Raw genomic sequence first — 12040 nt, 5'->3', positions numbered from 1 at the left:
ATACTGATCAAGGGATGCGGGTGATGAGACCTGCATCCCTTTTTATTTTGTAATAGTAGTGTCTATTATATCTTGGAGGTGGAAGGTTATTAGTAAAGAACATATGATCAATGACGAAATCCGGACAAAAGAAGTACGTCTGGTAGGTGCTGACGGTGAACAAATCGGAATTAAGCCGACTCGCGAAGCATTGCAAATGGCGATCGATCTGAATCTGGATCTGGTTAACGTTGCTCCGCAAGCGAAGCCTCCGGTATGTCGGATTATGGACTACGGTAAGTTCCGCTACGAACAGCAGAAGAAAGAAAAAGAAGCGCGCAAAAATCAGAAGATTGTTGAACTGAAAGAAGTGCGTTTCCATGCGAATACGGAGGAGCATGATTACCAAACCAAACTCCGTAACGTGAACAAATTCTTGAATAATGGCGACAAGGTGAAATGCTCGGTCCGCTTCCGCGGTCGCGAGATTGCACATGCAAATATTGGACAAAGAGTCTTGGAACGCGTAAGAGATGAAGTTGCAGATATCTGTACTGTAGAGCGCCAGCCCAAACTGGAAGGCCGCAGCATGATTATGATCTTGGCGCCGAAAAATAACTAAGGGGGATATTCAAATGCCTAAAATGAAAACTCATAGCAGTTTAAAAGGACGCTTCAAAGTTACAGGAACTGGTAAAGTGAAACGTCACAAAGCTTTCAAAAACCACTTGCTTTCTCACAAATCCAAACGTCAAAAGCGCGTACTGGGAACTAGCCCGCTGATGGCAGCTGGCGACGTAAGACGTTTGAAACAAGGCTTAGCTAATCTTAAATAATTTAATTTTCCGGGAGGGTTATCAATATGGCACGAGTTAAAGGCGGATTCGTCACACGTCGTAAACACAAGAAATATCTGAAACTGGCAAAAGGTTACTTCGGTTCCAAACACCGTATTTTCAAAACAGCAAAAGAACAGGTTAACAAATCCCTGCTCTATGCTTACCGTGACCGTCGTCAAACAAAACGTAACTTCCGCAGACTGTGGATCGTACGTATCAATGCAGCAGCTCGTCTGAACGGACTGTCTTACAACAAAATGATGCACGGCCTGAAACTGGCTGGCGTTAACATCAACCGTAAGATGCTGGCAGACCTGGCAGTTAACGATGTAACTGCGTTCAACTCCCTGGCTACTGTAGCAAAAGAAAAAATCAACGCGTAATTTAATTTGCGCCCTATAAAAGGCTATCTATTTATCTATTCATTGGATAATGGATGGCCTTTTATTATGTACTAAATGATAAACGAAAGGGTACAGAGCAAATAGTCACTACCTATATACATAGAGAGGACCATTATAATGAAGCGAAAGCGCCACATGTTCATTGTATCTTCAGCCGCAGCCCTGCTGTTCATCACAGTCGCGAGCCTGAACAGTATAAAGCATCCTGTTACACAGCCTGTGCTCCCTGCAGCTGCCCTTTCAGCACAGTCTATTGATCAATCAGAGCATCACGAAAGCAGTAAAACGTCATTACATACAGAACAAATTTTGAATGAGATTAAAGTTATATTCAATGGACAAGCGCAGCAGGTGTTCACTGTAAATGCAAAGTCGAGCACAGGAACACAGAACCTCCAAATTCATATGAAGAATACAGGCACAAAATCATTTACATATTATCTGAATGATCCGACAGGAGAGCGATGTGCTGAAGTAACCATCGCTCCAGGCAAAAAGGTTACGACTCAATATACATGGATTGCACAGCAGGCCGGAGACTGGATGATTCGTATTTCCAATGCAGACGGCTCTCAAGGTGCAGTTGCTTATTCTATCGAAAATCAATTCTGACTTGCTGCTTACCAGACAGGGGCTTATCAAAAACAGGGTTTTGTCCGAAATAACAAGTGAAGGTGATATTGCGAATTTCCTTTTTATTTACAGTATTCCAGAGAGTGGATTCTGAAACGGAGCAGCAGCAGAAATGTGTTGCTGTCCGCAGGCAAATCACGTAAACTGTCTGAAGGGCATTACGCAGGTGCAGGCTTTTGGGTCTTTCCATCCAGGTTGTTCATGGATAATCTTAGCTGGATAAGAAGGCTATTATGCACTTAATTAGGGGATTGTTTATTTTGATTTTGCTGCTGAAAAGGTGATTTCTTATATATGGAATCAAACCGTCCATGAGGAAATAAAGATGTCAGGAATAATCGTCAATTTTATTCTTTTTACCCTAATAAAACGGATATATTGTAAAGTATGTGAAGGTTATATAACACATACCTAACATTAATTAGTAAAAAATTACAATATAAACCGCTTACATAGTTTAGAGGATAAATTAATTGACCATTTGTTATTAAAATAGTAGATTTTCCTATCACATGATTGTATAATCGGTTCAGTGACTATTAAATCTGCTCCGAAAGCGAACAAAATAATGTTATTTTCAGAAAATGTTCGTGTTTTCATGAGAGAGACAGAAACATAGTTGATACTTTTAAGGGGGAAAAAGATACATGAAGAAGGTCTATTCACTTTCGCTGATTATGGTACTGGCACTGTCGGTATTTCTGGCAGCATGCGGTAACAAGAGCGACAATGCAAGTGGCGGCAGCACATCTGAAGGCAAAGGTTCCAGCGACGTCAAAGTCGGTATGGTAACTGACGTAGGCGGCGTAAACGATAAATCCTTTAACCAATCTGCCTGGGAAGCTCTTGAAAAAGTACAATCCGCTGGCGGAGCAAGTGTAAAATACCTGCAAAGTAAATCGGACCAGGATTACATTCCTAACCTTAACCAGTTCGTCAAAGACGGCTATAGCCTGACTTGGGGTATTGGATTCAACCTTGCAGACGCAATCAAAACCGTTGCAGGACAAAACCCTGATGCCAAACTGGCAATCATTGATAGTGTAGTAGACGCTCCAAACGTTAAATCTGTAACATTCTCCGAAAATGAAGGTTCCTTCCTCGTAGGCGTTGTTGCCGGTAAAATGACAAAAACGAATAAAATCGGTTTTGTAGGCGGCGAGAAAAGCCCTCTGATCCAACGCTTCGAAGCTGGCTTCCAGGCTGGTATCAAAGCGGTTAACCCTAAAGCTGAATTTATTGCCAACTATGCCGGTGCATTTGACAAGCCGGATGTAGGTAAAGCAGCTGCGGCAACGATGTACAATGAAGGTGTGGACATTATCTTCCACGCTGCCGGTGCAACAGGCACAGGCGTATTTAACGAAGCAGCATCCCGCAAAAAATCCGGACAGCAAGTATGGGTTATTGGTGTAGATAAAGACCAATCCCTGGAGTTCGGTGATGAAGTAACTTTGACTTCCATGATCAAGCGTGTTGATACTGCAGTCGAGAAAGTATCCCAGGAAGTAATCGATGGTACTTTCAAAGGCGGCACAGAAACACTGGGTCTGAAAGATGACGGCGTAGGTATTGCGGATACATCCAGCAAAAACGTACCTGCTGACGTACTGAAACTGGTTGATGAGTACAAAGCAAAAATCATCGCTGGCGAAGTTAAAGTACCTGATACAGTGAAATAATTGTTACTGATCATATAGTATGAAAAACAAGGCTGGTTAATAACTAGCCTTGTTGTTACGTCTACAGGTAATTTTGAGGGAAACAGCAAGTGCCGGGTAATACATGAACTATTAATTTGCTTATAAGGGTGATCTAATGGATACAGCAACCCCTGTTGTAGAGTTAAAACAAATAACAAAGCGTTTTCCGGGTATCGTAGCCAATGACTCGATCAGTCTGAAGCTGCATAAAGGCGAGATTCATGCTCTCCTCGGTGAGAATGGTGCCGGCAAATCAACGCTTATGAATATCGTTTTCGGGTTGTATCAGCCGGATGAAGGCAGCATTGAAGTGAACGGCAAGTCGGTTGTCATCGATGGCCCCAACAAAGCAATTGAGCTGGGCATCGGTATGGTCCACCAGCATTTTAAGCTCGTTCAGCCATTTACCGTTACGGAGAACATTATTCTGGGTTCCGAACCGAGAAAAGGTGCCCGAATCAATTATAGAAAAGCAACTGAGGAGATCCGCAAGCTGTCCGAACAGTACGGTCTGCGTGTAGATCCAAATGCCAAGATTCATGATATTTCGGTCGGTATGCAGCAGCGTGTAGAGATCCTGAAGACACTGTACCGCGGCGCTGACATTCTGATCTTTGACGAGCCGACAGCTGTACTGACACCGCAGGAAATCTCCGAGCTGATGGAGATTATGCAGCGTCTGATTCAGGAAGGCAAATCCATTATCCTGATTACTCATAAACTCAAAGAGATTATGCAAATTGCGGATACGGTAACGATCATTCGTCGTGGTAAAGTCATCGATACGGTCAAAAAGACAGAGACCACTCCACAGGAACTAGCCGAGAAAATGGTTGGCCGCAACGTCAGTTTCAAAGTGGACAAAAAAGCTGCCGAGCCTGGTGAAGTCGTTATGCAAATGCAAAATATCCTTTCCAAAAACAAGGATGGCATGGCTGTACTGAACAATCTGAATCTGCAGGTGAGAGCCGGAGAGATTCTGGGTATCGCTGGCGTAGACGGCAACGGACAGACTGAGCTGATCGAGGCGCTGACCGGTCTTAGACATGTAGAGGGTGGCAAGGTGACCTTGCATGGCAAAGACATCACCAACCTGACTCCGCGTAAAGTCACTGAATCCGGCGTAGCTCATATTCCGGAAGACCGTCACAAGCACGGTCTCGTACTGGACTTCTCGGTCAGTGAGAATATGGTACTGGAAACGTACTACAAAGCACCGTATAACAAAAACGGATTTTTGCAATATGATGAAGTCGACAAAAAGGCTACCCGTCTGGTCGAAGCTTTTGACGTGCGTACGCCAAGCATCCATACAATGGCGCGTTCACTCTCCGGTGGTAACCAGCAGAAGGCGATTATCGCTCGTGAGATCGACAAGAATCCGGAACTGCTCGTAGCGGCACAGCCGACACGCGGTCTGGATGTGGGTGCGATTGAATTTGTACAGAAGCAGCTGATTGCCCAGCGTGACCAGGGCAAAGCGGTTCTGCTGATTTCCTTTGAACTGGATGAAATCATGAATGTATCTGACCGGATTGCGGTTATCTATGAAGGACAAATTGTGGGTGAAGTGCTGCCGGAACAAACCAATGATCAGGAATTGGGCTTAATGATGGCGGGAAGCACCGTAAAGAGAGGTGCAGCGCATGAGTAAACTAATGAAGATATTTACCGGGGATTCGTTCATTCTGTCTCTGGTGGCCATTATTATGGGTCTGATTCTCGGCGCACTCGTTATGCTGATTGGCGGCTATGATCCGTTTGAAGCCTACAGTGCACTGATTACCCGTGTATACGGAGACTCGTATAACTTTGGTGAAGCGATCCGTGAGATGACACCGCTCATTATGACAGGTCTGGCATTTGCTTTTGCGGCACGTACCGGTCTGTTCAATATCGGTGGTGAAGGACAGTTCTTGATCGGGATGACGGCAGCTTCCATCGTCGGTATCCATGTGCAAGGACTGCCTGTATACATCCATGCTCCGCTGGCTGTTATTGCGGGTGCGGTATTTGGTGGATTGTGGGCAGCGATTGCCGGCTATCTCAAAGCTGCACGAGGCGTGAACGAGGTTATATCCTGTATTATGCTGAACTGGATCGGTCTATACCTGTCCAATATGATTATTAACAACTTTGCACTGCTGGAAGGCGAGAACCGTTCGGTGAATATTCAGCCAACAGCTTCTATCGCGATCGGCTGGTTGTCCGAGATGATGGGCAACGCGCGTGTACACTGGGGAACCGTGATTGCGCTGCTTGCTGCGGTATTCTTCTATATCTTTATGTGGAAAACCAAGCAGGGTTATGAGCTGCGTGCGGTAGGTTTTAACCAGGATGCTTCCAAATACGCAGGTATGAACGTTAATCGCAATGTAGTCAAAGCGATGTTCATCAGTGGTGCGTTTGCCGGTCTGGGCGGCGCGTTTACAGTACTCGGGGTATTCGGTTACCAGTCGGTTATGGCGAGTTCACCGGGAACCGGGTTTGACGGTATCGCGGTAGCCTTGATCGGGATGAATAATCCGTTTGGTATTATCCTTGGTTCCATTCTGTTCGGTACGCTGACCTACGGTTCGGCAGGTATGAGCTTCAGCGCGGATGTACCGCCTGAGATCGTACGTATCGTTATCGGTGCCATTATATTCTTTATCGCTGCACAGGGTATTGTGCGCTGGGTACTGAAGCCGTTCTATGCCAAGCGTAAGAAAGAGAAGGTGTTGTAAATGGACGTATTAACAATTATCGGGCAGCTCATTAATACGACGCTTGTATTTGCTACAGCTCTGATATTCACTTCCCTTGGCGGCATTTTCTCGGAAAAATCCGGTGTGACGAACCTGGGACTGGAAGGTCTGATGGTCTTTGGCGCTTTTGCAGCCGGTGTTGTAGGTCACTATGCACAGGATGCGGGCATGGATGCATTCTCGGCGGCAACGATGGGCCTGCTGGCTGCGATTGTAATGGGAACGATTGTATCGCTCATTCATGCACTGGCTTCGATTACTTTCAAAGCCGATCAGGTCATCAGCGGTATTGTAATCAACTTCCTGGCAGCAGGAAGTACGCTTTATATGGTTAAACTGCTGTTTGAGGGTGCGGGTGAGACGGAACTGATCGCCGGTTACAGCCGTATCGCTATTCCTTATCTGAGCGAGATTCCGCTGCTGGGTGATGCGATCTTCAATGCATATCCAACCACGTATCTGGCGATTATCCTTGTTTTTGTATCTTTCTATGTATTGTACAAAACGCCGTTTGGTCTGCGCCTACGTTCCGTCGGGGAACATCCGAGTGCAGCCGATACGGTAGGTATCAAAGTAAACCGGATGCGTTATATCGGCGTTATGCTGAGTGGTGCACTGGCAGGAATTGGCGGCGCGACCATTACGCTGACCACTACCGGTACCTTCTCGCATAATACGATCTCCGGCCAGGGTTATATCGCGATCGCAGCGATGATCTTTGGTAAATGGAATCCAATTGGTGCTTTTGGTGCAGCCGTGTTCTTCGGTCTGGCACAAGCCGTGCGTAACTATGTACAGCTGTTTGCCTGGACACAGAGCATTCCGCCTGAAGTCATCTACATGCTTCCTTATGTACTGACCATTATCGTACTGGTTGCAGCTGTGGGACGCTCCAGCGCACCTTCAGCATTGGGGCAGCCGTACGATCCAAGCAAGCGATAGACAGACAGTGAATTGTACGATCCTGTCTGTCTAAAAGAGCCCGGTATGCCGTCTGTCAGACAGTACATGCTGCATACTGGCTCTTATATACAAAAAAGCCGGAATTCGATGTATCGGATTCCGGCTTTTTTGTATATAAAATTTGCAGGGCGAAGCAGCATGAATTTTCCTGAGTAAACATAAAAACAGGTAGTGAGGAATCATCTGCAAAGCAGTATTCTTTTGTAAAAAGGATTATAAAATGTTAATTTTAAAATTAAAGCATGTGTGAATTATATACAAAATGCCATACAGAATTATAGCGAATGATTGTGCACCGAGCACAAATGGGAAAATGGTTATGTAAACGATGGATTAAAATAACATAGTATAATCCCTTGATACAAAAGGTTTTTTCGACCATTGGATAAATATAGCAGTTTGAGAATGTCAAAACGATTGTTCAAAAAGACAAAAAAATTAGTGTTGACTCTGTCTGGAATGAGTCATATAATATTCCTAAATTAGCGGCCGACACAACAACCTAGTTGTTACGGTCCGGATGAGAATACCAATTATCGGCTATGAAGAGGACGAAGTTTTAGGGGCTATTTTGTCCAGAGAGTGAAGCATTCGCTGCAAGCTTCATCAAAAACCCTTAGATACGAGCTCACCTTGGAGCCATTTTCCTGAAAGGCATCGATTCTGATGATTATTAGGGAAAATCGTACAGTCTACGTTACAGACTACAGGTAAGATGCACAAGCACATTACCTGGCGAGGTGTACATTGCCGTGAGGCTGTACACGAATATGGGTGGTACCACGGAAGCGATAGCCTTTCGTCCCTCTACAGAACACTTTTCTGTGTGAGGCGACGAAAGGCTTTTTTTGATACCTTGTTCGTCTCAGCTGCCAGCCTGATACGTAATCAGAATGCATCCGGATTGGGATGCAGCGGCTTTGTATATGCTGTTTGTGTGAGATTGATGTAAATTTTGGGAGGAGGAATACTGATGAGCGCGCAAATACCCAATGTGCAATCGACAGATGAATTACGAGAGAAATGGATGAAACCTGAAGTCATTACAGGTTCGGAAATGCTGCTGCGCAGTCTGCTGCTGGAAGGTGTGGAATGTGTATTCGGATATCCGGGTGGAGCGGTGTTGTACATTTACGATGCTATGCACGGATTCGATGATTTCAAGCATTTGTTAACAAGGCACGAGCAGGGAGCGATTCACGCAGCTGATGGTTATGCCCGTGCCAGCGGCAAAGTCGGCGTCTGTATCGCAACATCCGGTCCGGGGGCAACCAACCTGGTCACCGGAATCGCGACAGCTTATATGGATTCCGTACCCCTCGTTGTAATTACAGGTAATGTGGCGACAACGCTGATCGGAACCGATGCTTTTCAGGAAGCGGACATTACCGGGATTACAATGCCAATCACCAAACACAGTTACCTCGTTCGTGATGTGGAAGATCTGCCGAGAATTATTCATGAGGCGTTTCACATTGCCAATACAGGACGCAAAGGCCCGGTGCTGATCGATATTCCAAAAGATGTATCGGCAGCCAAATCGTTATTCAAACCACATACCGAACCGGTGATGATGCGCGGGTACAACCCGAGAGTGATGCCGAACAAGCTGCAGCTGGACAAATTGCATCAGGCGATTGCCGAAGCCAAGCGTCCGCTGATTCTGGCAGGCGGCGGTGTAGTCTACTCCGGTGGACATGAAGAACTGCTAAAGTTCGTTGAGACGACAGGTATTCCGATTACGACGACACTGCTCGGACTGGGCGGTTTCCCAAGCGGGCACGATCTGTGGATCGGGATGCCGGGAATGCATGGTACCTATGCAGCCAACAATGCGATTCAGCAGTCCGATCTGCTGATCAGCATCGGAGCACGGTTCGATGACCGGGTAACCGGCAAGCTGGACGGATTTGCCCCGCATGCCCGGATCGCCCATATCGATATCGACCCGGCTGAAATCGGCAAAAACGTCAAGACAGACATTCCGATCGTCGGCGATGTGAAGACCGTACTGGAGATGCTCAATATCGAAGCCGGTCATTCCAGCTATGCCGATGAATGGCGCACCCTGATCGCCGGCTGGAAAAAGGAGAAGCCTTTCCGTTATGACGATTCCGACGAAGTGCTCAAACCGCAGTGGGTTGTGGAAATGCTCAATGATACAACTCGCGGAGAAGCGATTGTAACGACAGACGTGGGGCAGCATCAGATGTGGGCAGCCCAGTATTACCGGTTTAACAAGCCGCGCTCCTGGGTGACCTCGGGTGGACTCGGTACAATGGGCTTTGGATTCCCATCGGCAATTGGTGCCCAGATGGCCAACCCGGACCGACTCGTTATTTCCATCAACGGAGATGGTGGTATGCAGATGTGTGCACAGGAACTGGCGATCTGCGCCATTAATAACATCCCGGTCAAAGTTGTCGTTATGAACAATCAGGTGCTTGGCATGGTCAGACAGTGGCAGGAACTGATCTACGATAACCGTTACAGTCATATCGACCTCTCCGGCAGTCCGGACTTTGTCAAACTGGCTGAAGCTTATGGAGTCAAGGGACTGCGGGCGACGAATAAGGAAGAAGCGGCCGCCGCATGGCAGGAAGCGATGGATACACCGGGTCCTGTCTTGGTGGAATTCGTAGTCAACAAGCATGAAAATGTGTATCCGATGGTTCCGCAGGGAGCTACCATTGATCAAATGTTAATGGGGGATAAAGAATGATACCGACAACGCTGAAACATACCATCGCCGTATTAGTGAATGACCAGCCCGGCGTGCTGCAAAGAGTCTCCGGACTCTTTGGCCGCCGCGGATTCAATATCGAGAGCATTACCGTCGGTCAATCGGAAGAAGCAGGATTGTCCCGGATGGTCATTGTAACAACCGGGGACGAGAACACGCTGGAGCAGGTCGAAAAGCAGCTTTACAAAATCATCGACGTCATCAAGGTAATTGACCTTAGTTCCCGTCCGATGGTTGCACGTGAACTGGCGCTGATCAAAGTCAAGGCAGAGCCGGCAGAGCGTCCCGAAATTATGGGTGTTATCGAGACATTCCGCGCTGCGGTTGTCGATATTGGACCCAGCAGTCTCATCGTACAGGTCGTTGGCGATACCGAGAAAATTGATGCCATGGTGGAACTGCTCAAGCCTTACGGCATCCGCGAACTTTCCCGCACAGGCGCGACAGCGATGATACGCGGTAACGTATAAAAACATAGTCATGCCCGCTGACAAGAGCGGGGATTTGAGAAGAACATAGCGTACTGAAAAGTTGGCAAGGCTGCAGCAGCAGGCATGACAGACAGAGTATCCTCACAAGGCTGTATGGATGAATAGGGTAATGCCGGACCAACAGACGAAGTCTAATCGTTCTTTTGAAATACCCGCTCTTCTCAGAGGGTTGAAATAACCATCGGCAGCGCCGGTACTACGCTTCATACATTAAAGGAGGAAGAAAAAATGGCAGTAACTACTTATTACGAAAATGATGCAGATTTGAACGTATTGAAAGGTAAAACAATCGCAGTAATCGGTTATGGCAGCCAGGGACATGCACATGCACAAAACCTGCGCGACAGCGGTTTGTCTGTTGTGATCGGTCTGCGTGAAGGCAAATCGTTCGACAAGGCCAAAAACGATGGTTTTGAAGTGTTGTCTGTAGCTGAAGCGACCAAAAAAGCGGATATCGTACAAATCCTGATGCCGGATGAGACACAGGCCAGCGTATACAACAGCGAAATCGCGCCAAACCTCAAAGAAACCGCTGCATTGATGTTCGCTCATGGTTTCAACGTTCATTTCGGTCAAATCGTTGCTCCTAAAAATGATGTACTGCTCGTTGCTCCCAAATCTCCTGGTCACATGGTGCGTCGTACATATGAAGAAGGATTTGGCGTACCCGGCCTGATCGCGATTCATCAGGATGCTACCGGCAACGCCAAAGAAATCGGTCTGGCGTATGCCAAAGGGATCGGTTGTACACGTGCCGGGGTTATCGAGACTTCCTTCCGTGAAGAAACCGAAACGGATCTGTTCGGTGAGCAGGCTGTACTTTGCGGTGGTGTGAGTGCGCTGGTTAAAGCAGGCTTTGAGACACTGACCGAAGCAGGTTATGCACCGGAGATGGCTTACTTTGAATGTCTGCATGAGCTGAAGCTGATCGTTGACCTGATGTATGAAGGTGGTCTGGCGACGATGCGTGATTCTATCAGTAACACTGCGGAGTATGGTGACTATGTAACTGGTCCTCGTATCGTTACCGAAGAGACCAAAAAAGCAATGAAAGAAGTACTGACCGATATCCAGCAGGGCAAATTCGCACGCGACTTTATCTTGGAAAATCAATCCGGTCGTGCCTTCCTGACGGCAACACGCCGCAACGAAGCCGAGCATCCACTGGAAGTGGTGGGTTCACAGCTGCGTGATATGATGCATTGGATTAAAAAATAAGATTTGAAAGTTTGAGTTGGGGGAGGTCGGGTTGAGATACGGGCGCTCCGGGAAAAGATTGTTCGGTCGATCGCTGTTAAGATCTGATTTTTTGAACGACTGCTTCAGCAGTCAAAATCAGATCTTAAAGGCGAACGCTTCGCTTCTTTCGAACCATTCTTTTCCCTCCGCTGGCACGTATCCAACCTGCCTGCCGCAAATCAATTTAAAATCTTGTTTTTTAAGGTTAGGGTAGGGAAGTAGAGAGGAAGGCAGTTGGGAGGTAAGTAAGGTATATTCATTACTTGGGGAATATAGAATTATTTTTTTACCTATAAAAA

General features: G+C 46.8%; 11 protein-coding genes. All 11 read left to right on the top strand.

Going from position 1 to position 12040, the window contains the following annotated elements:
- The first annotated feature begins 103 nt into the window (after window positions 1-103).
- Window positions 104-601, top strand: a complete 498-nt coding sequence (gene infC, locus WH45_RS03095) for a translation initiation factor IF-3 (protein ID WP_046212968.1) — start codon at window positions 104-106, stop codon at window positions 599-601.
- A gap of 13 nt (window positions 602-614) precedes the next feature.
- Window positions 615-815: a 50S ribosomal protein L35 gene (gene rpmI, locus WH45_RS03090; protein WP_046212967.1), complete on the top strand. Its 201-nt coding sequence runs from the start codon at window positions 615-617 to the stop codon at window positions 813-815.
- Window positions 816-841: 26 nt separating this feature from the next.
- The gene (gene rplT / locus WH45_RS03085; RefSeq protein WP_017811384.1) at window positions 842-1201 is read left to right on the top strand and encodes a 50S ribosomal protein L20; all 360 of its coding nucleotides are present in this window, start codon (window positions 842-844) and stop codon (window positions 1199-1201) included.
- A 138-nt stretch (window positions 1202-1339) separates the two neighbouring features.
- On the top strand, window positions 1340-1834 hold the full coding sequence (locus tag WH45_RS03080; protein ID WP_046212966.1) for a hypothetical protein: 495 nt from the start codon (window positions 1340-1342) through the stop codon (window positions 1832-1834).
- 668 nt (window positions 1835-2502) lie between these two features.
- Window positions 2503-3537, top strand: a complete 1035-nt coding sequence (locus WH45_RS03075; protein WP_046212965.1) for a BMP family lipoprotein — start codon at window positions 2503-2505, stop codon at window positions 3535-3537.
- Window positions 3538-3673: 136 nt separating this feature from the next.
- A complete protein-coding gene (locus WH45_RS03070; protein WP_046212964.1) occupies window positions 3674-5212 on the top strand; it encodes an ABC transporter ATP-binding protein in 1539 nt (512 codons plus the stop codon).
- On the top strand, window positions 5205-6284 hold the full coding sequence (locus WH45_RS03065; RefSeq protein ID WP_046212963.1) for an ABC transporter permease: 1080 nt from the start codon (window positions 5205-5207) through the stop codon (window positions 6282-6284). Before WH45_RS03070 ends, WH45_RS03065 begins: the two co-directional genes overlap by 8 nt.
- Entirely contained in the window at window positions 6285-7247 is a 963-nt protein-coding gene (locus WH45_RS03060) for an ABC transporter permease (RefSeq protein WP_046212962.1), read from the top strand.
- 994 nt (window positions 7248-8241) lie between these two features.
- Window positions 8242-9990 carry a biosynthetic-type acetolactate synthase large subunit gene (ilvB, locus tag WH45_RS03055; RefSeq protein ID WP_046212961.1) on the top strand — a complete coding sequence of 583 codons (1749 nt, stop codon included), beginning with the start codon at window positions 8242-8244 and terminating at the stop codon, window positions 9988-9990.
- Complete coding sequence (gene ilvN, locus WH45_RS03050) at window positions 9987-10481, top strand: acetolactate synthase small subunit (protein ID WP_046212960.1); 495 nt, start codon at window positions 9987-9989, stop codon at window positions 10479-10481. Before ilvB ends, ilvN begins: the two co-directional genes overlap by 4 nt.
- Before the next feature lie 249 nt (window positions 10482-10730).
- Window positions 10731-11720, top strand: a complete 990-nt coding sequence (ilvC, locus tag WH45_RS03045) for a ketol-acid reductoisomerase (RefSeq protein ID WP_046212959.1) — start codon at window positions 10731-10733, stop codon at window positions 11718-11720.
- The last annotated feature ends 320 nt before the right edge of the window (window positions 11721-12040 follow it).

It is taken from the genome of Paenibacillus wulumuqiensis (assembly GCF_000971965.1).
In the GTDB taxonomy this organism is placed as follows: Bacteria; Bacillota; Bacilli; order Paenibacillales; family Paenibacillaceae; genus Saccharibacillus; species Saccharibacillus wulumuqiensis.
Note: the sequence above shows the minus strand (reverse complement) of the source record. Positions and strands in the feature narration are given on the sequence as shown.